This is a genomic window from Streptacidiphilus jiangxiensis (genome assembly GCF_900109465.1).
Lineage (GTDB): Bacteria > Actinomycetota > Actinomycetes > Streptomycetales > Streptomycetaceae > Streptacidiphilus > Streptacidiphilus jiangxiensis.
Genome location: NZ_FOAZ01000001.1, coordinates 305624 through 326472 on the forward strand (window position 1 = coordinate 305624; position 20849 = coordinate 326472).

The following is a 20849-nucleotide window of genomic DNA, read 5'->3' on the forward strand; positions in this document are numbered from 1 at the left end:
GTGGGCGCGGCGTGAACCTGGAGGTATGCAGAAGCTAAGCCAGCGCACAGCAGCAGAGCCGGAGGCCGTACCAGGACCGGACCAGGCCCAGTACCGACCCGGCAGGACCATCACCGACTGGAAGCCCGAGGACGAGGCCTTCTGGCTGACCCGCGGCCGCAGGGTCGCCGCGCGGAACCTGTGGATCTCCGTGCCGGCCCTGCTGCTCGGCTTCGTGGTCTGGCAGGTCTGGTCGGTCACGGTGGTCAACCTCCAGGCCGTCGGCTTCCCGTTCAGCGCCTCGCAGTTGTTCTGGCTCACCGCGGTGCCCGGCATCACCGGCGGCACCCTGCGGATCGTCTACACCTTCGCGATGCCGCTGGTCGGCGGGCGCAGGTGGACGGCGTTCAGCACGGTCGTCCTGGTGTTGCCGCTGCTCTGGCTCGGCTTCGCCGTCCAGGACACCTCGACGCCCTACTGGGTGATGCTGCTCATTGCCGCGCTGTGCGGTATGGGTGGCGCCAACTTCGCCTCGTCGATGGTCAACATCGGCTTCTTCTACCCCAAGCGCCTCAAGGGCAACGCGCTCGGCATCAACGGCGGGCTCGGCAACCTGGGCGTGTCGGTGGTCCAGCTGGTCGCTCCGCTGGTCGTCACGGCGGGGGTGCTGCTGGCGCCCGCCGGTGGGCCGCAGGTCAAGAAGGCCGGCGGTGGTCAGGTCTGGCTGCAGAACGGCGCGTTCCTGTGGATCCCGCTGCTGCTGGTGATGGCCGGGCTGGCCTGGTTCCTGATGAACGACCTGAAGGCCTCGGCCGCGCCGTTCCGCAAGCAGCGGGTGGTCTTCAAGCGCTCCAACACCTGGTTGATGACCTGGCTCTACGTCGGCACCTTCGGCTCGTTCATCGGCTTCGCCGCGGCCCTGCCGCTGCTGATCAAGACCACCTTCACCCCGATCGACCCGGCCTACTCGGCCACGACCTACGCCTGGCTCGGCCCGCTCTGCGGCGCGCTCACCCGCTGGGGCGGCGGCTGGCTGGCGGACCGCATCGGCGGCGCGAAGGTCACCCTGATCTCGTTCGCCGGCATGGCGGCGTCGATCGTGGCGGTCATCGCCTTCCTGCCGTCCGGCGGCTCCCAGGGCAACTTCTGGGGTTTCCTGATCGCCTTCCTGTGCGCGTTCTCGTTCTCGGGCCTGGGCAACGGCTCGACGTTCCAGCAGATCCCGGTGATCTTCCGCAACCGCGCGCTGCGCGCGGTGCGGGGGCAGGACGAGGCGGCGCAGGCCGCGGCCCTGCGGCAGGCGGAGATGGAGTCGGGCGCGGTGACGGGCTTCTCGTCGGCGATCGCGGCGTACGGGTTCTTCTTCATCCCGGCGATGTTCGCGAACTTCTCGGTGACGAGCGCGTTGTGGAGCTTCGTCGCGTTCTACGCGAGCTGCCTGGCGATCTGCTGGCTCCGCTACGCACGTCGTGGCGCTCCCGACCCGAGCTGAGCCGTCAGGGGCGTGGGGCTCGGACGCACAGCGTCCGAGCCCCACGCCCCTGAACACTCAGTGGTGGAAGCCACTCCTGGGCTGGACGCCGTGCTCGGTTCCGGGGCTCGGTTGGGCCTGGAGCTCGGGAATGAGCCGGGCCAGGTCGTTCAGGAGCATGTCGGCCAGGTCGAGGGTGAACCCGTTGCGGATGACGATCCGGATCACCGCCAGATCGGTCCGGTTCTCCGGGAAGGTGTACGCCGGGACGAGCCAGCCGCGTTCGCGGAGCCTGCGGGAGACGTCGAAGACGTCGAAGGACGTCACGTCGTCCGCCGTGGTGAAGGCGAAGACCGGTAGCTCGTCGCCGCGCGTCAGCAGTCGGAAGGGTCCGAGGCCGGCGATGCCCTCGGCCAACCGGATGGCGACGTCGCGGCTCGCCTGCTGGACGGCGGTGTAGCCGGCGCGGCCCAGACGGAGGAAGTTGTAGTACTGGGCGATCACCTGGGCGCCGGGGCGCGAGAAGTTCAGGGCGAAGGTCGGCATGTTGCCGCCGAGGTAGTTGACCCGGAAGACCAGTTCCTCCGGCAGCGCCTCCGCGTCACGCCACAGCGCCCAGCCGACACCGGGGTAGACCAGGCCGTACTTGTGGCCCGAGGTGTTGATCGACGCGACGCGCGGCAGACGGAAGTCCCAGAGCAGGTCCGGGTCGAGGAACGGCGCGATCATGCCGCCGGAGGCGCCGTCGACGTGGACGGGGACGTTCAGACCGGTGCGCCCCTGCAGCGCGTCCAGCGCGTCGCAGATCTCCTTGACCGGCTCGAAGCTGCCGTCGAAGGTCGACCCGAGCACGGCGACGACACCGATGGTGTTCTCGTCGACCAGGGCCAGCGCGGACTCCGCGTCGAGGTGGAAGCGGTCGCCCTCCATGGGGGCCAGGCGGCACTCGACCTCCCAGAAGTTGCAGAACTTCTCCCAGCAGACCTGGACGTTGGCGCCCATCACCAGGTTGGGTCGGGCGGTGCCGTTGTCGTACTTCTCCCGGTTGCGCTGCATCCAGCGACGCTTGAGGGCCATTCCGGCCAGCATGCAGGCCTCGCTGGAGCCTGTGGTGGAGCAGCCCACGGCCTGGGTCGGGTCCGGCGCGTGCCACAGGTCGGCGAGGATGTTCACACAGCGGCGCTCGAACTCGGCCGTCTGGGGGTACTCGTCCTTGTCGATCATGTTCTTGTCGAGGCACTCGCCGATGAGCTCGGTCACCTGCGGGTCCATCCAGGTGGTCACGAAGGTGGCGAGGTTGAGCCGCGCGTTGCCGTCGAGCAGGAGCTCGTCGCGGATCAGCTGGTGGGTGATCGCGGCCGGGAGCGGGCCCGGCGGGATCTGGTTCTTCGGGACCGCCTGCTCCATCCCGTTGAGGAGGTCCTCCACACCGGTCACCCGCGGGAGGTCCAGTGGGTGTTGCTTGTCCTGTCCCTGATGCAGCGCCATGTCGTCCACCCTAAGCGCGGGATGTGCGCGCCGCCGCTCGGAACCACTTGCTTCGAGCGCGCTCGAAGGGCGTTGGATGGGGGCATGGAGTACACGCAGCTCGGACACACCGGGGTCAGGGTCGGTCGACTGGTCCTCGGCACGATGAACTTCGGCCCGCAGACCGACGAGGCCACCAGCCACGACCTGATGGACGCCGCGCTCGACGCGGGGGTCAACTTCTTCGACACGGCCAACATCTACGGCCTGACCGAGCACAAGGGCCTGACCGAGGAGATCCTCGGCTCCTGGTTCGGCAAGGGCGGCGGCCGGCGCGAGAAGGTCGTGCTGGCCACCAAGGTCTACGGCAACATGATCAACGGCGAGGGCATCGTCGACGGGTCCTGGCCGAACTACGACCGGCTCTCCGCGGTGAACATCCGCCGTGCCGTCGAGGCGAGCCTGCGGCGGCTCGGCACGGACCACATCGACGTCTACCAGTTCCACCACGTCGACCGGAACACCTCGTTCGAGGAGATCTGGCAGGCCGTGGACGTCCTGATCCAGCAGGGCAAGATCCTCTACGCGGGCTCGTCCAACTTCCCCGGCTACAAGATCGCCCAGGCGAGCGAGACCGCCCGGCGCGGGCGTCTGGGCCTCGGCCTGGTCAGCGAACAGTGCCTCTACAACCTGGCAGAGCGACGCGCGGAGCTGGAGGTGATTCCGGCGGCGCAGGAGTACGGGCTCGGGGTCATCCCCTGGTCGCCGCTGCACCAGGGCCTGCTCGGCGGCGCGCTGCGCAAGCAGGCGGAGGGCTCCGCCGGGAACCGCACCACGTCGGGCCGTTCGGCCGCCGGCCTCGGTGACCCGGTGCTCCGGGCGAAGGTGCAGGCCTACGAGGACCTGGTCGCCAAGCACGGTCTGGAACCGGGCGAGGTGGCGCTGGCGTGGCTGCTCACCCGTCCCGGCGTGACCGGCCCGATCGTCGGCCCGCGCACCCGCGACCAGCTCGACTCCGCGCTGCGCGCGGTGGAGCTGGTGCTGCCGGAGCAGCTCCTGGCCGACCTCGACGAGATCTTCCCCGGCCCCGGCCCGGCCCCGGAGGCGTTCGCCTGGTGATCCGCGCAACAGAGCCCAGGTCGCTGCGTCGACCTGGGCTGCGGGGGTCAGGACGGCGGCGTGTAGCCGGGGTCGAGACCGCGACCGATGTCCTCGGGGACCATGACCGGGGTGAAGGTCACTTCGGCGCCGAGCTCCTGGAAGAACGGCTCGGCGATCGACGGCATCTGGGCGGGCTCTTTCATGTCGAAGACGACGAAGCCGCCTCGCTGTCCGTTCACGGTGGAGAAGTAGGCGGCTTCGGGTTGGAGTCGGCCGAGATTGGTCTGCATGAACTCGGCCAAGCGTTTGTCGCTGACCGCCTGACTGGCTTTGTCGTTGTCGAGGCGGATCGTCATGAGCATGCGCATTCGGTGCCACCCTTTCGTCGGTGGGCCTAGGACTCCATCCTCGCCCCGCCCTCGGGGTGCCGCACGCCCAGCTCCGCGGCCCGGTCGCGCAGCAGAGCGCGTTCGGCCTCGTTGCGGGTCAGGTCGGCGGCGCGGGCGAACTCCGTGCGGGCCTCCGCGTCGCGGCCGAGCCGGGCCAGCAGGTCGCCGCGGACGCTCGGGAGCAGGTGGTAGTCGCGCAGCGCGGGCGCGGCGGCCACCGCGTCCAGCACCGCGAGGCCGGCCTCCGGCCCGTCGGCCATGCCCACCGCCACTGCCCGGTTCACCTCGACGACCGGGGAGCCGGTCAGCACGGCGAGGGCCGCGTACAGGCGGGCGATCGCCTGCCAGTCGGTGGCCTCCGCGGTGGGCGCGGTCGCGTGACAGGCGGCGATCGCCGCCTGCAGCGCGTACGGTCCGGGCCGCTCGCCGCCGGCACGAGCCCGGTCGTCGGCACGGGCGAGCGCCGCGAAGCCGCGGCGTACGAGCAGCCGGTCCCAGCGGGTGCGGTCCTGGTCGAGCAGCAGCACCGGCGCGCCTGCCGCGTCCACCCGGGCGCGCGACCGGGAGGCCTGCAGCTCCAGCAGCGCGGCCAGGCCGTGCACCTCGGGCTCGTCCGGCAGCAGGCCCTGCAGGACGCGGGCGAGCCGCAGCGCGTCCTCGCACAGGGCGGGCCGCATCCAGTCCGCCCCGGCGGTGGCGGAGTAGCCCTCGTTGAAGACCAGGTAGACCACCTCCAGCACGGAGGCCAGCCGCTCCCGCAGCTCCGGGCCCTGCGGCACCTCGAACGGCACCTGCTTGGCGGCGATGGTGCGCTTGGCGCGCACGATGCGCTGGGCGACGGTCGGCTCCGGCACCAGGAAGGCGCGGGCGATCTCCTCGGTGGTCAGCCCGCCGAGCAGGCGCAGCGTCAGCGCGACCCTGGCCTCACGACCGAGCACCGGATGGCAGGCGGTGAAGACCAGCCGCAGCAGGTCGTCCTGGATCTCGCTCGGGTCCGCCGACTCCGGTTCCCAGCTCTGCAACTGCTGGGCGATCTCCTGCTCGTGGCCGAGCAACCGCAGTTTCTGCGCCAGTCGCTCGTTGCGTCGGATCCCGTCGATGGCGCGCCGCTTGGCGATGGTCGTCAGCCAGGCGCCGGGGTTGCGCGGCACGCCCTCGACCGGCCACTGCTCCAGGGCGGCGACGAGGGCGTCCTGCGCCAGCTCCTCGGCGATGTCGAGATCCCGGACCAGCCGGGTCAGCGCCGCGACCAGGCGCGGCGCCTCGATCCGCCACACGGCCTCGACGGCCGCGCGCGCCTGCGCGGCGGCCCGCGCAGGATCAGTGGCGGCCCGTGCAGGATCAGCGGCGGCCCGTGCAGGATCGGGGTCGCTCGGGTCGGTACCCGTGTCGGTGGTCTCGTTCTCCGCCACGGGTACCAATGACAGCACGGACAGGACTACTCCGGGGACTCGACCTGGCGGATCTCGGCCTCGATGTCCCACTCCGGGCCGTGCAGGGCGAGGAAGCGCGCGGCCCAGCTCTTCGCCTCGGCCTGGTCGGCGACGTCCAGCATGCAGTAGCCGCCGATGAACTCCTTGGCCTCCGCGAACGGGCCGTCGACGACGGTCTGCGTGCCGCCGGTCTGCCGGATGCGGACCGACTCGTCCAGCGGGCGCAGGCCGCCGGTGTCGACGAGCACGCCCGCCTTCGTCATGTCGGTGATCAGCTCACCCATCTCCTGCATCAGCTTCTCGTCGGGCCCGGCCTCCGGAAGCGTGGCGGGGTCGAGGCGGAGCAGCATCATGAAACGCATGGCGTTGTCCTTTCGGGACTGTCTGGATCGACCTTCTGTGAACGCGTCGTCCGGTGCGACCCGGAATCGACACCTGCGCAGAAGAAATTTCGGACCGCTCTGTTCACAGCCCCACACTGGAGCCATGACGAACGCAGGCGGCAGCGAGCACGTGGACGTGGTGGTGGTCGGCGCGGGCCTCTCCGGGATCGGCGCCGGCTGCCGGCTGCAGACCGAGTGCCCCGACCGCTCCTACCTGATCCTGGAGGCGCGTGAGGCGCTCGGCGGGACCTGGGACCTGTTCCGCTACCCCGGCGTCCGCTCGGACTCGGACATGTTCACCCTCGGCTTCCCGTTCCGGCCCTGGCTGGGGGAGAAGTCGCTCGTGGACGGCCCGTCGATCCTGGCCTACCTGCGGGACACCGCGCGTGAGCACGGCGTCGACCGGCACATCCGCTACGGCACGAAGGTCGTCGCCGCCGACTGGTCGACGACCGAGGCCCGCTGGACGCTCACGCTGCGCCGGACCGAGGGCGAGGTCGTCACCGACTCCACGATGACCTGCGACTTCCTGTACTCGTGCGCGGGCTACTACGACTACGACCAGGGCCATGCCCCCGCGTTCGAGGGCGCCGAGACCTTCGCGGGCCGGATCGTGCACCCGCAGTTCTGGCCCGAGGACCTCGACTACACGGGCCAGCGCGTCGTGGTCATCGGCAGCGGCGCGACGGCGGTGACGCTCGTCCCGGCCATGGCCGACCGCGCCGCGCACGTCACCATGCTGCAGCGGACCCCGACCTGGATCGGCGTCGTCCCGGGCCGCGACAGGATCGCCGACTGGTTGCGCGCGGTGCTGCCCCAGCGCGCCGCCCACCGGCTCGCGCGGACCAAGAACATCCTCTTCACGGTCGGCTTCTACCAGTTCTGCCGCCGCCGCCCCGAGGCCGCCCGCAAGCTGCTGACCGGGCTGAACACCCGGATCCTGCGGGACGAGGCGATGGTGCACGCGCACCTGACGCCGAGTTACGACCCGTGGGACCAACGCCTGTGCGCCGTCCCGGACGCGGACCTGTTCAAGGCGCTGCGCGCAGGGCGGGCGTCGATCGTCACCGACCACATCGACTCCTTCGTGCCCGAGGGCGTCCGGCTGCGGTCCGGCGAGGTGCTGGAGGCGGACGTCGTCGTCACCGCGACGGGCCTGCGACTCCTGGCGCTCGGCGGTGTCTCGGCCTCGGTGGACGGCGAAGCCGTGGACCTGGCGCGGCAGTTCGTCTGGAACGGGGCGATGATCACGGGCCTGCCGAACTTCGCCCTCTGCATCGGCTACACCAACGCCTCCTGGACCCTGCGTGCCGACCTCACCTCCCGGCTGGTCTGCAAGGTGCTCAACCACATGTCCCGCCACGACTACGCCGCCGTCGTCCCCCGCCCGGACCGCCCGCTGGCCGAACGCCCCCTCCTCGACCTCGCCTCCGGCTACGTCCGCCGCTCCGTCGCCGCCTTCCCCCGCCAGGGCGACCGCCGCCCCTGGCAGGTCCGCCAGAACTACCTCCTCGACGCCGCCACCACCCTCCGCACCCGCCTCGACCGCACCCTCGTCCCGACCGCTCGGGCGTCCGTCCACCGCGCCGCCGCACCGGACCGCACCTCGGAGCACGCATCGGGGCGCACGTCGGTGCCAGGATGAAGGCATGAACCGGCTCGCGGACGCCACCTCGCCCTATCTCCAGCAGCACGCCGACAACCCGGTCGACTGGTGGGAGTGGGGTGACGAGGCGTTCGCGGCCGCGCGGGAGCGGGATGTGCCGATCCTGCTGAGCGTGGGCTACGCGGCGTGCCACTGGTGTCATGTGATGGCCCACGAGAGCTTCGAGGACGCCGGGCTCGCGGAGTACCTGAACGAGCGGTTCGTCGCGGTGAAGGTGGACCGCGAGGAGCGGCCCGACGTGGACGCGGTGTACATGGAGGCCGTGCAGGCCGCCACCGGGCAGGGCGGGTGGCCGATGACGGTGTTCCTGACGCCCGAGGGGGAGCCGTTCTACTTCGGCACCTACTTCCCGCCGCAGCCGCGGCACGGGCTGCCGTCGTTCCGGCAGGTGCTGGAGGGGGTCTTCGACGCGTGGCAGGGCCGACGCGAGGAGGTCGCCGAGGTGGCTGGGCGGATCGTGCGCGAGCTCAGCGGGCGGGGCGGTGTGTACGCCGGGCTCGCTGCCGCGGACGTGCCCGGCGCGGAGACGCTGCGGCAGGCGCTCGCGGGACTCGGGCGGGAGTTCGACGAGCGCAACGGCGGTTTCGGCGGGGCGCCGAAGTTCCCGCCGTCGATGGTGCTGGAGTTCCTGCTGCGCCACCACGCGGCGACCGGCTCGCAGGCCGCGTTGGACCTGGTCGAGCGCACCTGCGCCGCCATGGCCCGCGGCGGCATCCACGACCAGCTCGGCGGCGGTTTCGCCCGCTACTCGGTGGACGCGCGCTGGGTCGTGCCGCACTTCGAGAAGATGCTCTACGACAACGCCCTGCTGCTCCGTGTCTACCTGCACCTGTGGCGGGCCACCGGCAGTCCGCTCGCCCGGCGCGTCGCCGAGGGCACCGCGGACTTCCTCTTGCGTGAACTGCGCACCCCGGAGGGCGGTTTCGCCTCCGCGCTGGATGCGGACAGCGCCGGGCCCGACGGTCGTCACCATGAGGGCGTGTTCTACGTGTGGACGCCCGAGCAGCTGGTCTCGGCGCTCGGCGAGGAGGACGGCCGCCGCGCGGCCGAACGGTACGGCGTCACCCCGCAGGGCACCTTCGAGGAGGGCGCCTCGGTGCTGCAGTGGCCGGGGGAGGAGGAGCCCGACGCCGCCGACGAGGAGCTGCGCGCCCGGTTGTTCGCCGACCGCGAGCTGCGCCCGCGTCCCGCCCGGGACGAGAAGGTCGTCGCCGCGTGGAACGGCCTGGCCGTCGCCGCGCTCGCCGAGGCCGGCGCGCTGCTGGACCGCCCCGACCTCGTGGACGCGGCCGTGGTCGCCGCGGCACTGCTGCTGAGCGTCCACCGTGACGAGAAGGGCCGGCTGCTGCGCACCTCGCGCGACGGGCAGCCCGGACGCAACGCCGGCGTGGCGGAGGACTACGGCGACGTGGCCGAGGGACTGCTCACCCTGCACGGTGTCACCGGCGACGCGCGCTGGCTCGACGCAGCCGGGGAACTGCTCGATGTGGTGTTGACCCGGTTCACGGACGAGGAGTCGGGTGCGCTGTACGACACCGCCGCCGACGCCGAACAGCTGATCCGCCGTCCGCAGGACCCGACCGACAACGCCGCCCCCTCCGGCTGGACGGCGGCCGCCGCCGCACTGCTCTCGTACGCGGCGCTGACCGACTCCGAGCGCCACCGCAGCGCCGCCGAGCGGGCGTTGACCGTGGTCACCCCGCTGGCCGGGCAGGCCCCCCGGTTCATCGGCTGGGGCCTGGCGGCGGCCCAGGCGCTGGTGGACGGCCCCCGCAAGGTCGCCCTCGCGGGCGCGCCGGACGACCCGGCCACCATCGGGTTGCGCCGGGCCGCGCTCTCCGGGACGGCGCCCGGTCTGGTGGTCGCCGTGGCCGGACCGGACCAGCCGCTCGTCAACGGGTCGCCTGCCGCGTACGTCTGCCGCGGATTCGTCTGCGAGGCGCCGGTCACCGATCCGATGTGGCTCGCCGAAGGCCTCGGTGCGGTTCCTGGTTCGTCGGACGAATGATGAGTGGGCCGTGCGGAGCTGACGGGTAGTGTGCGTCTCACATACCCGGTCGGGCGTGCGTACCTGGGAGGTCCGGTGGGGGAACCGCTCAGTTTCAGGATCCTCGGTCCACTGACGGTGGCGGCGGGCCCGCGGCCGATCGCCGTCGGCGGAGCTCGCCAACGCACGGTCCTCGGCTTGTTGTTGTTGCGGGCCGGTCGGATCGTGCCGGTGGACGCCCTGGTGGACGAGGTGTGGAACGGGAGACCACCGGCGACCGCGAGAACCCAGGTCGCGATCGTGATCGCCGCTCTGCGCAAGGCCTTTCGGGCCGAGGGGGCGAGCGCCGAGATCATCGTGACCGCGCATCCCGGCTACCAGTTCACCTCCGACGGTCACTACCTGGACTCGACTCACTTCAGCCGCCTCGTGGCCGAGGCCGAGCGGGCCTCGCGGTCCGGGCGGCTGGAGGACGCCTCCCGGTTGTACGAGGAGTCACTCGACCTGTGGCGGGGGCCGGCCCTGTCCGGCGTCACGGGATCCCTGGTCGAGGACGAGGCCGCACGCCTGGAGGAGCAGCGGCTCAACGCCTACGACGACGCGACCGCCGTCCGGCTGGAGCTCGGCCAGGACCAGGAACTCGTGCCTCGCCTGGCGCTCGTGGCACGGGAGCAACCACTGCGGGAGCGGACGCGTCACCACCTGATGCTGGCCCAGTACCGCTCCGGGCGCCGCGCCGAGGCGCTGGAGACCTTCCGCGAGGCCCGGCGGCAGCTCGTGAACGAGCTCGGCATGGAGCCGGGCCCGTTGCTCCAGGATCTGCACGACGCGGTGCTGCGGGACGACCCTGCGCTGATACGGGCTGCCGCCCGGCCACCGACGGGGGATCCGCGGGGCCCGGTCCGCACGTCGGCCACTGACACGGTGGCCGCGGTCGCGGTCGCGGTCGAGTCGCCGGTGGAGGTGGAGGTCGTCCCGTCCGAACTGCCGCCGGACGTACCGGGCTTCACCGGGCGCGAGGAGGAGCTCGCGTGCCTGGACAGTCTGCTCGACGGAGTCGGGTCCGAGCCGTCCGGGAGTACCGCGCCGACCGTCGGCCTGGTCACGGGCGTGGCCGGTGTCGGTAAGACCGGCCTCGCGGTGCGGTGGGCGAACCGGGTCGCGGAGCGGTTCCCCGACGGCCGCCTCTTCGTCGACCTGCGCGGCTACGACGAGCAGTCCGAGGCGGTCAGCACCTCCGACGTGCTGGGCCGGTTCCTGCGCTCACTCGGGGTGGCGAGTCGGCGGATCCCGGCCGGGCTCGAGGAGCGGACCGCCCTCTACCGCAGTGTGCTGGCCGACCGGCGGGTGCTCCTGGTTCTCGACAACGTTCGCACCTACGGGGAGATCCGCGCGCTGCTCCCGGGCCGGGGCGGCAGCTGTGTGCTGACCACCAGCCGTGAACCACTGGAGCATCTGGTCACCTGGCCCGCCGAGGCGCGGGTGCACCTGGGCCTGCTGCCTGCTCCCGACGCCGCCGAGCTGCTCTGCCGGATCGTGGGCCGCCAACGGATGCAGCGCGCCCCGGAGGCGACGGACCGGCTGGTCGAGCTCTGCGACCGGCTGCCGCTCGCGCTCCGCATCGCCGGCGCCCGGCTTGCCTCCAAGCCGCACTGGACCGCCGACCACCTGGTCGGGCGACTCAACGACGAGCGGCGTCGGCTCGACGAGCTGAGCCAGGGCGAGTCCCAGATCCGGGCGAGCTTCGCGATGAGCTACCGCTACCTCTCCGATGCGGCCGCCAGGCTCTACCGCCGCCTGGGCCTGCTCGACGTCCCCGACTTCACCGCGTGGGTGGGCGCGGCCCTGCTGGACACCGACCTCGTGGACGCGGAACTGCTGATCGAGCAGTTGATCGACGCGCAGTTCGTCGAGGTGGTCGGCGTCGATGCGATGGGCGCCTTCCGCTACCGGTTGCAGAACCTGATGCGCCTGTACGCGGGGGAGCGGGCCGCCGAGGAGGAGTCCGAGGCCGAGCGCGCCGCCGCCCGGGACCGGGTGTTCCGCACGTACCTGACCATCGCACAGGACGCCCACCACCGGGAGCACGCGGGCGACAACAGTGTCGTCCACAGCGCCGCCGAGCGCCGTGACGTCCCCGCCGCCCTGCTGGAGGAGCTGCTCGCCGACCCGCTGGGGTGGTACGAGGCCGAGCGGCTCTCGCTGGTCGCCGTGATCCAGCAGGCTGCCCGGGGTGGGCAGGCGGACGTCGCCTGGGATCTGACCGCGTCGATGATCGGGCTGTTCGAGACCCGCAACTACACCGAGGACTGGCGGATCTGCGCGCAGCTCTCGTTGGAGGCCTCCCGGCAGGCCGGGGACGTGCTGGGCCAGGCCGTGATGCGGCACTACCTGGGGTCGATGCACCTGTACCTGCAGCGGTTCGACCCGGCGGTCCGGGAGCTGGAGGCCGCGTTGGAGCTGCACGAGCGGGCCGGTTCCGTCCTCGGCCGGGCCATGACCCTGCGCAACCTGGCCGTCGTGGACCGGATCCAGGGTCGTCTGGGCCCCGCGCTGGAGCGCCTGGAGGAAGCACTCGACGGGTTCCGCCAGGCGGGGGACCCGGTGCAGGAGGCCCACGCGCTGAACAATCTGGCGCAGGTGCGCATCGATCAGGGCCGCGCCGAACTCGCGGTCGACCTCGCCCTGGACGCGGTGCGGCTGTGCGAGCAGGGCGACGGTGAGCCGGAGAAGCGCGGCCTGGCTCAGGCTGTGCACCGGCTGGCCCGGGCCTGTCTGGCCCTGGGCCGGTACCCGGAGGCGGAGGAGGCGTTCAGCCGGGTGGCGGAGATCTCCCGGGGCAAGTCTGACGTCATGGGGCTGGGTTACGCCCTGTGGGGGCTGGGCGAGAGCAGGCTCGCCGCCGGCGATCCGGCGACGGCCCTGCACCACCTTTGCGCTGCGCGAGAGTTGGCCCGGCGTACGGTCAGCCCGCTGATGGAGGGTCAGATCCTGTTGGTCCGTGGACGGTCCCACGTCGCTCTCGGCGACAGCGCGGCCGCCCGCGAGGACCTCATGGCGGCGGTCGAGGCGTTCTCCGTCGTCGACGCGCCGACCTGGCGGGTGCGGGCCCGGGAGGCGCTCGCCGAGCTGGGGTGAGGTGCGGCGGCGGCGCGGTCGCGGCACCGGGGTCCGACGGGTGGGCCCCACCGGATCCGCAGCTCGGCGGCGGCCCGGGGGGCCTGCCCCAGCACGCGTCCGGGGGAGCGCCCCGGGCTGGGCGGGGGAGCGCCGCATAGCCCCGGTATAGATCGCGCGGGAAGGCTTGGGTCGTGCGTTCGCCGCGGTCCCCGGCCCGGTCGGCGCACCGGGACGACAGCAGCCGACCATTGGAGAGGACCGTCCGATGAGGACCCGCCCCAGCATCGACCAGGCCCGCGGTGAGTTCGTGCGTGGGCGTCCGTCCGGCGACCAGGGGTTCGCTTCGGACGCGGCACTCCGACTGGAGGGCGTGACGAAGGAGTACCGCCGCGGTGGACGCGGTGTGCGCGCGCTCGACGGGATCACCCTCGGTGTCGCGCGGGGTTCGTTCACCGCCGTGATGGGACCCTCGGGTTCCGGCAAGTCCACCTTCCTGCACTGTGCCGCCGGTCTGGACCGTCCGACGTCCGGGCGCGTGCACATCGGGGACACCTCCCTCGACGGCATGAACGAGACCCGGCTGACCGAGCTGCGCCGACGGCGCATCGGCTTCGTCTTCCAGGCCTTCAACCTGATCCCTGCGCTCTCCGTGCGGCAGAACGTCGAACTGCCGTTGCGTCTGGCCGGCGAGCGACTCGACCGGCGCTGGCAGGACGAGATCCTGGCCCGCGTCGGCCTGGAGGGGCGCGCCGGGCACCGTCCGGCGGAGCTGTCCGGCGGCCAGCAGCAGCGCGTCGCCATCGCACGCGCGCTGATCACCCGCCCCGACGTCGTCTTCGGCGACGAGCCGACCGGTGCGCTCGACACGGTGACTGCCCGTCAGATCCTGTCCCTGCTGCGCTCGTGTGTCGACGAGACCGGGCAGACGGTGGTCATGGTGACGCATGACCCGGTGGCCGCGTCCTACGCCGACACCGTGCTCTTCCTGGCCGACGGCCGGATCGCCGGGCAGCTGGACCACCCGGGCGCCGACCAGGTCGCCGACCGGATGACCCGGCTGGGAGCGTGGGCCTGATGTTCCGCTACACACTCCAGACCTTGCGCGCCCGCAAGGGTGGCTTCATCGGTGCCTTCCTGGCGCTCTTCTGCGCGGCCATGCTCGTCACGGCCTGCGGGATCCTGCTGGAGACGGGCCTGTCCGGCACCGTCGCCACCCAGCGCTACGCCGGCGCGGCCGTGGTGGTCGGCGGCGACCAGCAGGTCCACGAGACGACCACCTCACAGAAGAAGGGCAGGACGAAGACCAAGACCAAGTCCAAGCCCCTCTCGGAGCGGGTGTGGCTGCCCGCCGACACGGTGGACAGGCTCTCCGGGCTCCAGGGCGCCTCGCGGGTCGTCCCGGAGCTCACCTTCACCGCCTACGCCGTGAACGCGCACGGGCAGCCGACCTCGGGGATCGACGGCAAGCCCAGCTACGGGCACGCCTGGACGTCCGCTGTGTTGACCCCGTTCACACTCGTCCAGGGCTCCGCGCCGCAGGGCTCGGACCAGGTCGTCGTCGACCGTGAACTGGCCGGGAGCCTCGGCCTCCACGCCGGCAGCGCGCTCACCGTCGAGTCGGGCCTCGGGCCGCAGCGGTTCACCGTCTCCGGCGTCGCCGCTCCCCGTGGCGGCGACCTCGCGCAGCAGACCTCGCTCTTCTTCTCGGACGGCGAGGCGGCCACGCTGGCCGGTCACCCCGGCCAGGTCAGCGCGGTGGGCGTCGTCGCCGCGTCCGGTGTCTCCGCGGACACCCTGGCCGCCGAGGCCCGCCAAGCCCTGGCCGGCACCACCGCCCAGGTCCACACCGGCGGCGACCTCGGTCCCATGGAGTTCCTCGACGCCTCGAACGCGCGGATCAAGCTGGTCTCGATGGGTGGTGCGATCGGCGGCACCTCGCTGCTCGTCGCCATCCTGGTGGTGGTCGGCACCTTCGCCCTCGCCATCCAGCAGCGGTACCGGGAGCTGGCGTTGCTCCGCGCGATCGCGGCCACGCCCAAGCAGGTGCGCAAGCTGATCGGCCGGGAGGCGCTGCTCGTCGGCGGCGTCGCCGGGGTGACCGGTGCCGTCGCGGGTCTGCCCGTCGCCTACTGGCTGCACGACCGGTTCGTGGCGCTCAGGGCCATCCCGGACACCCTCCAGGTGACCTTCAGCGTCTTCCCCTTCTTCGCCGCCATCGGCGCGACGTTGCTCGGCGCCTGGGCGGCGGCGCGCATCTCGGCCCGCCGCGCCGCCCGGATCCGTCCGGCGGAGGCGCTGGCCGAGGCCGCCGTCGAGCGCCGTCCGGGGTGGGGGCGCCTGCTGGCCGGGATCCTGGTGCTGGCGGGCGGCGGGGTGCTGCTGGCCGTGCTGAGCCTCCTCGACACCGAGGCCGCGTCCTCGCCGGTCACCTTCCTCACCGTGGTCGTGCTGGCCGTCGCCGTCTCGCTGCTGGGCCCGGTGATCGTCCGGGCCGCCGTCACCGCGCTCGGCGCCCCGCTGCGCCTGGCCGGCGTCAGTGGCCACCTCGCCGCGGCCAACACCCGCGCGGGCGCCAAGCGGGCCGCGGCGGCGATCACGCCGCTGGCCCTGCTGATCGCCATGGCCTCCACGGTCTTCTTCGTGGCGACCACGACGGGTGACGCGGCGCAGGAGCAGGCGCGGGCCGGCAACAAGGCCGACTGGGTCGTGGCCGCGGCCGCCCCCGGCGTTCCCGAGCAGGCCGTGAGGGCCCTGCGGCAGACGCCCGGCGTCACCGCCGTGACGGAGGTGCTGCACAGCTCTGTCCGGGTGAGCGTCGACAAGTACACCGTCGAGGGGCTCTCCGCCCAGGGACTCACGCAGACCTTCGACCCCGGCGTCACCTCCGGCAGTCTGGACGGCTTCGGTGACGGCAGCGTGGCGCTCAGCAAGGTGGCCGCGTCCGGCCTCGGGAAGAAGCCGGGCGACATCCTGCAGCTGACCCTCGGTGACGGAACCCCGGTCACACTCACCGTGGACGCCGTCTACCGGCGCGGGCTGGGCTTCGGGGACCTGACGGTCTCCCACGACCTGCTGGCCAGGCACGTGGACGACCCGCTTGCCGGGTCGGTCCTGGTCAAAGGAGCGGTGGACCGCGCGGCGCTCACCGCGGCACTGCACGCCTACCCCGGTGTCGCGGTCCTGGACCGCGGGCAGGTGGACCAACTGGCCACCACGGCGGCGCAGTCCAACGCGGCGGTCAACTACACCGCGATGGGACTGATCATCGCCTTCACGGCGATCGCCGCGGTCAACACGCTGGCGATGACCGTCTCCGAGCGCATCCGCGAGTTCGCGCTGCTGCGCCTGGTCGGCACCACCCGGCGCCAGGTCATGCGGATGCTGCGCCTGGAGTCCGCCGTGGTGGTGCTGCTGGCGGCGGTACTCGGGACCGGTATCGCGCTGGCCGTGCTCACCGCGTTCAGCCTCGGGATGACCGGCTCCGCCACGCCGTCCGTCGCGCCCTGGCGCTACCTGGGCGCCGTGGGTCTCACGGCCGCTCTCGCGCTGGCGGCCACGATCGTCCCGGGACGGGTGGCCCTGACCGCGAGTCCGGCGGACGTCATCGGCGCCCGCCAGTGACGAACGGCGATGGCCGTCGGACGGCGGGGCGGGGGACGGTGGGGCGGGGGACGGCGCCGACCGTCCCACGCCACCGTTCGCCTGACCGGGGTTCAGCGGGACAGGACGTGGTCCTCCGGGTCCGGCAGGGCCGACTGTGCGGGGCGGTACTCCCCGCGCCGGACCGAGGACAGGATCGCGCGGCACAGCTCGACGAGCAGCAGGCAGTCGGGGAAGCACTCGACGCTCTCCGACGCCGCCCGCACGGCCGGCGCCGGCTCGCCGACCCCGGGGTTCCTGGTGACCAGCGGGCCAGGAGTTCGACCGGCCGGGCCGGTCATCCGGCGGACCAGCTCGTTCAGCTCCTCCGCCCGGCCGAGGAACGTGCGGTCCTCGCCGTGCGGTGTGCGGGTCACCGCCGGGCGGCCTACGCCGCTGACCAGGATCGCCTGGTGCGTGGACCGCAGTGCCTCGCCCGGGTCCACGCCCAACTGCTCCGCGAGGACGGTGCGGCCCTCGCCGTAGACCCGCAGCGCGTCCGCCTGGCGACCGCCCCGGTGGAGCGCGGTCATCAGCTGCGCGCGCAGCCGCTCCCGGACCGGGTACTCCGCCACGAGGCCGGTCAGCTCGGCGGTGACCTGCTCATGCAGGCCCAGCGCCAGATCCGCTTCGATCCGGCTCTCCAGGGTCAGCATCCGCGCCTCGTCCAGCCGCGGCAGCTCGACGTCCTGCAGGTGCTCGGTGACGTTGGCCAGTGCGGAGCCGTGCCACAGGTCCAGGGCCAGGCGCAGCAGCCGCCGCGCGTCCGGGAAGCGGTGCTGCCCGAGGGCCTCGCGGCCGAGCCGGTCCAGCCGCTCGAACTCCAGCAGGTCGATGCGGGCGCCGGGCGCGGTCAGCACGTAGCCGGGCGCCCGCCGGGCGATCACGACGTCCACGCCCAGGTACTGCCGCAGCCTCGACATGTAGGTGTAGATCTGGGCGTTGGCCGTCGCGGGCGGATCCCAGCCCCACAGCATCGCCGTCAGCCGGGAGTCCGACACCACCTTGCCGTGCGCCATCAGCAGGGTGGCGAGCACGGTGTGGACCTTGGACCCCGACAGCTTGATTCTCTCGCCGTCTCTTCTTGCTTCCACAGGACCGAGAATCCGGAAGTCCATCTCCGGTGCCCCCTTCTGGTCTGGCTGGGTGCCCTGCACACCTCCAGACAGTAGGGACGGCGGTTATCCACGGATTATCGGCAGGCAATCGGGGAGGCGGTGGCGGAGCAGGGCGCGTTCACTGCGCGAACGATCGGGCGACGGCGCCGAACGCGTCGGCGAGCAGGTCGGCCAGGTCGGCCTCGCCGCCGTGCTCCGCCCAGAACTGCACGGTCTCGCTCGACACGGCCATCACCGCCGCGACCAGAGCGCGCAGCTCCAGTCCGGTGGCGGGCAGACCGGTGCGCTCCGCCATCAGCTCGCACATCACCGCGCTGTTCCGCTGCATCTCCACCAGCGCGCGGGCCCGGATCGCCGGAACGTCCCGGTACAGCTGCATGCGCAGCAGCACCTCGTCGCGCTCCGCCGCCAGGATCTGCCGCAGCGGGCCGATCATCGCCTCGCGGACGGACGTGACCAGCGGCTCGCCCACGGGCCTGGCGCGCAGCCCGGACTCCATCAGCGGGTCGTAGTCGTCGCTGATGACCAGGTCTTCCTTGGTGGGGAAGTACCGGAAGAAGGTGCTGGGGGAGACCTCCGCCGCCGCCGCGATCTGGTCGACCGTGGTGGCCTCGTAGCCCTGGGTGCGGAAGAGGCCGAAGGCCGCCGAGCGGATCGCCCGGCGGGTCTTCAGCTTCTTGCGTTCCCGCAGGCCCAGGGGCGCGGCGAGGAGTTCCTCCAGCTCGGAGCCGGCGGTCGTACGGGTGGGGGTGGGAGTGTTGCCGGAGGTCATGCTTCGGATTCTGCCCCACCGGGCACAGCGCCGGGCATCTGCCAGGCGATCAACGCGGCGGAGAGCGCCGCGCCGATCCCGCAGGCCAGCAGGACCAGGTCCATGCCGTGGACGAACGCGGCGTGCGCGGACGCGCCGAGCGCCGCGTCCGGGAGCTTCTGCGCGAGTGCCTGGGCGGCGGAGACCGAGCCGCGGGCCGCGGCGGCTGCCGCCGCGGGCAGCGAGCCGGTGTCCAGGCGGGCGGTGTAGGCGCTCGCCAGCAGGCTGCCGAGGAGGGCGACGCCGATGGCGCTCGCGGACTGGCGCAGCGTCTGGAGCAGGCCGGAGCCGACACCCGCGCGTTCCTCGGGCAGGGCGGCCATCGCCGCGCCCATCGCCGGGACCATGGTGAACCCCATGCCCACGCCGAGCAGGCTCAGCCACAGGGCCGTGCGGCCGTAGCCGTCTCCGACGGAGGTCGACGCGCCGAGCAGCATGGACGTGGCGACGACGAGCATGCCCGCCGCGACGACCCAGCGGACCGACAGCCTGGCGACGAGGCGCTCCGCGGCCCGCGCCGCGACCAGCAGCCCGGCCATCAGCGGCATCAGCCGGACGCCGGTGCCGAGCGCGTCGTGGCCGAGCACCGACTGGAGGTACTGCGGCAGGACGAACAGGCCGCCCATCATGACGAAGGAGACGAGCACGGAGGCCACCGTGCTCCAGCGGTAGACCCGGTCGGCGAGGAGGGTGAAGTCGACCATCGGGTGGGGCTGGGAGCGTTCGCGCCGGACCAGCCCGCCGAGCAGCACGACGGCCGCCGTCAGGGAGGCGAGCACCTGCGCGGAGCCCCAACCGTCGGACGGTCCCTGGATGATGCCGAAGGTGAGCGCGCCGAGGCCGAGGACGCCCACGACCGCACCGAGCACGTCGATGCGCGGCACGGAGGGGTCGGTCGACTCGGGCACGAGCCACAGGCAGGCGACGATGCCGATCGCGATCAACGGGACGTTGATCAGGAAGATCGAGCCCCACCAGAAGTGGTTGAGCAGCAGCCCGCCCAGCATCGGGCCGAGCGGCATGCCGACGGCCATGCCCGCGGTCATCGCGGCGACGGCGCGCGGCCGTTCGGCGGGTGCGAACAGGCTCGGCAGGATCGCGATGCCGAGCGGCATGATGAACGCGCCGCCCAGACCCATCACGGCGCGGACCGCGATCAGGGTGTCGGCCGAGTTCGCCAGGGTGCCCACCAGCGAGGCGACGCCGAACAGCACCAGCCCGCCGATGAGCAGTCGCCTGCGCCCGAAGCGGTCGCCGAGGAGCCCGGCGGGGAGCATCGCGGCGGCGAAGACGACCAGGTAGGCGTCGACGATCCACTGGAGCTGGCCGGTGGTGGCGTGCAGCTGGATCGCCATGTCGGGCAGGGCGACGTTCAGGATGGTGCCGTCGAAGCCGAGCACCAGCACGCTCAGGCAGACGGCGGCCAGTGCCCACCAGCGTCGTCGGTCGGGCGGTGAAGAGTCGGCGTCCGTCGCCTTGGTGGTGCTCGTGGTCGCGTCCGTCGTCATGGCAGCCCCCAGCCCCCTAAGAGTTACTGTCTTCTGACAGTAACTCTCAAATTCAAGGGGCTGTCAATCACATCGCGACGAGCGAGACCCCCACGAACTGGACCGTGAACGCCGCGAGCGTGCAGGCGTGGAAGACCTCGTGGAAGCCGAACCAGCGCGGCGAGGGGTTCGGCCGCTTGAGCCCGTAGATGACGCCGCCGACGCTGTAGAGCAGGCCGCCGACGATGATCAGCACGGTCACGGTGACGCCGCCGCTGCGGAGGAAGTCGGGCAGGAAGAAGACCGCGGCCCAGCCCAGCGCCAGGTAGCAGGGCGTGTAGAGCCAGCGCGGTGCGCCGACCCAGAAGACCCGGAACGCGATACCGGCCAGCGCCCCGGCCCAGACCAGCCAGAGCAGCACCTGCTGCCGCCCGCCGTGCAGCAGCAGAATCGTGATGGGCGTGTAGGTGCCCGCGATGATCAGGAAGATGTTGCTGTGGTCCAGCCGCCGCAGGATCGCCTCGCCGCGCGGGCCCCAGGTGAACCGGTGGTAGAGCGCGCTGATGCCGAACAGCAGCCAGGCGCTGACGGCGTAGACCGTGCAGGCGACGCGCGCCGCCGTGGTCGTGGCCAGGCAGATCAGCACGATTCCCGCGGCGACCGTGGCCGGGAACATGCCGGCGTGCAGCCAGCCGCGCATCGCCGGTTTGCGGGCGACATCCTGCTCAATCATTTCCACCCCAGCGCTCATGGCGTGAAGCATACCTACGGCCCCGTAGGTTACCTACCGGTAGGTCT

At 72.3% G+C, this 20849-nt stretch carries 15 protein-coding genes; 7 read left to right on the plus strand and 8 right to left on the minus strand.

Translation table 11 applies throughout. The annotated features are described in order from the left end of the window. The first annotated feature begins 25 nt into the window (after nt 1–25). Nucleotides 26–1471, plus strand: coding sequence for a NarK family nitrate/nitrite MFS transporter (locus BMY61_RS01380; protein ID WP_082014693.1), 1446 nt, complete (start codon nt 26–28; stop codon nt 1469–1471). A 57-nt stretch (nt 1472–1528) separates the two neighbouring features. On the opposite strand, the gene gad is transcribed toward BMY61_RS01380, so the two are convergent. Next, on the minus strand, nt 1529–2938 hold the full coding sequence (gene gad / locus BMY61_RS01385; RefSeq protein ID WP_042442458.1) for a glutamate decarboxylase: 1410 nt from the start codon (nt 2936–2938) through the stop codon (nt 1529–1531). Between the two features lie 84 nt (nt 2939–3022). On the opposite strand from gad, the gene BMY61_RS01390 reads away from it, so the two are divergent. Then, the gene (locus BMY61_RS01390) at nt 3023–4036 is read left to right on the plus strand and encodes an aldo/keto reductase (protein ID WP_042442175.1); all 1014 of its coding nucleotides are present in this window, start codon (nt 3023–3025) and stop codon (nt 4034–4036) included. 47 nt (nt 4037–4083) lie between these two features. Here the strand turns inward: BMY61_RS01390 and BMY61_RS01395 are convergent, their stop codons facing one another. The 3 genes from BMY61_RS01395 to BMY61_RS01405 are packed head-to-tail and all read right to left on the minus strand — an operon-like array spanning nt 4084 to nt 6202. Beyond that, nucleotides 4084–4374 (minus strand): hypothetical protein, encoded by a 291-nt coding sequence (locus BMY61_RS01395; RefSeq protein WP_052438299.1) that lies wholly within the window; start codon nt 4372–4374, stop codon nt 4084–4086. Between the two features lie 38 nt (nt 4375–4412). Continuing rightward, nucleotides 4413–5819 carry an RNA polymerase sigma factor gene (locus BMY61_RS01400; protein ID WP_082014694.1) on the minus strand — a complete coding sequence of 469 codons (1407 nt, stop codon included), beginning with the start codon at nt 5817–5819 and terminating at the stop codon, nt 4413–4415. 26 nt (nt 5820–5845) lie between these two features. After that, nucleotides 5846–6202, minus strand: coding sequence for a YciI family protein (locus BMY61_RS01405; RefSeq protein ID WP_042442177.1), 357 nt, complete (start codon nt 6200–6202; stop codon nt 5846–5848). A gap of 124 nt (nt 6203–6326) precedes the next feature. Between BMY61_RS01405 and BMY61_RS01410 the strand changes: the two genes are divergently transcribed. From BMY61_RS01410 to BMY61_RS01430, 5 genes are all read left to right on the plus strand, one after another. Beyond that, complete coding sequence (locus BMY61_RS01410; RefSeq protein ID WP_042442178.1) at nt 6327–7868, plus strand: flavin-containing monooxygenase; 1542 nt, start codon at nt 6327–6329, stop codon at nt 7866–7868. Nucleotides 7869–7872: 4 nt separating this feature from the next. Then, nucleotides 7873–9897: a thioredoxin domain-containing protein gene (locus tag BMY61_RS01415; protein WP_042442179.1), complete on the plus strand. Its 2025-nt coding sequence runs from the start codon at nt 7873–7875 to the stop codon at nt 9895–9897. Nucleotides 9898–9972: 75 nt separating this feature from the next. Beyond that, nucleotides 9973–13014, plus strand: a complete 3042-nt coding sequence (locus tag BMY61_RS01420) for an AfsR/SARP family transcriptional regulator (protein ID WP_082014695.1) — start codon at nt 9973–9975, stop codon at nt 13012–13014. A 247-nt stretch (nt 13015–13261) separates the two neighbouring features. Next, complete coding sequence (locus BMY61_RS01425) at nt 13262–14071, plus strand: ABC transporter ATP-binding protein (RefSeq protein ID WP_042442180.1); 810 nt, start codon at nt 13262–13264, stop codon at nt 14069–14071. Further along, nucleotides 14071–16617, plus strand: a complete 2547-nt coding sequence (locus BMY61_RS01430; RefSeq protein ID WP_174514461.1) for an FtsX-like permease family protein — start codon at nt 14071–14073, stop codon at nt 16615–16617. The genes BMY61_RS01425 and BMY61_RS01430 overlap by 1 nt, the downstream gene beginning before the upstream one ends. 92 nt (nt 16618–16709) lie before the next feature. On the opposite strand, the gene BMY61_RS01435 is transcribed toward BMY61_RS01430, so the two are convergent. From BMY61_RS01435 to trhA, 4 genes are all read right to left on the minus strand, one after another. Then, nucleotides 16710–17729 carry an AfsR/SARP family transcriptional regulator gene (locus tag BMY61_RS01435; protein ID WP_075003706.1) on the minus strand — a complete coding sequence of 340 codons (1020 nt, stop codon included), beginning with the start codon at nt 17727–17729 and terminating at the stop codon, nt 16710–16712. A gap of 142 nt (nt 17730–17871) precedes the next feature. Next, nucleotides 17872–18525: an acyl-CoA-like ligand-binding transcription factor gene (locus BMY61_RS01440; RefSeq protein WP_082014696.1), complete on the minus strand. Its 654-nt coding sequence runs from the start codon at nt 18523–18525 to the stop codon at nt 17872–17874. Further along, the gene (locus BMY61_RS01445) at nt 18522–20072 is read right to left on the minus strand and encodes an MFS transporter (RefSeq protein ID WP_042442182.1); all 1551 of its coding nucleotides are present in this window, start codon (nt 20070–20072) and stop codon (nt 18522–18524) included. The genes BMY61_RS01440 and BMY61_RS01445 overlap by 4 nt, the downstream gene beginning before the upstream one ends. Nucleotides 20073–20139: 67 nt before the next feature. Then, nucleotides 20140–20802 carry a PAQR family membrane homeostasis protein TrhA gene (trhA, locus tag BMY61_RS01450; RefSeq protein WP_236655828.1) on the minus strand — a complete coding sequence of 221 codons (663 nt, stop codon included), beginning with the start codon at nt 20800–20802 and terminating at the stop codon, nt 20140–20142. Between the last annotated feature and the right edge of the window lie 47 nt (nt 20803–20849).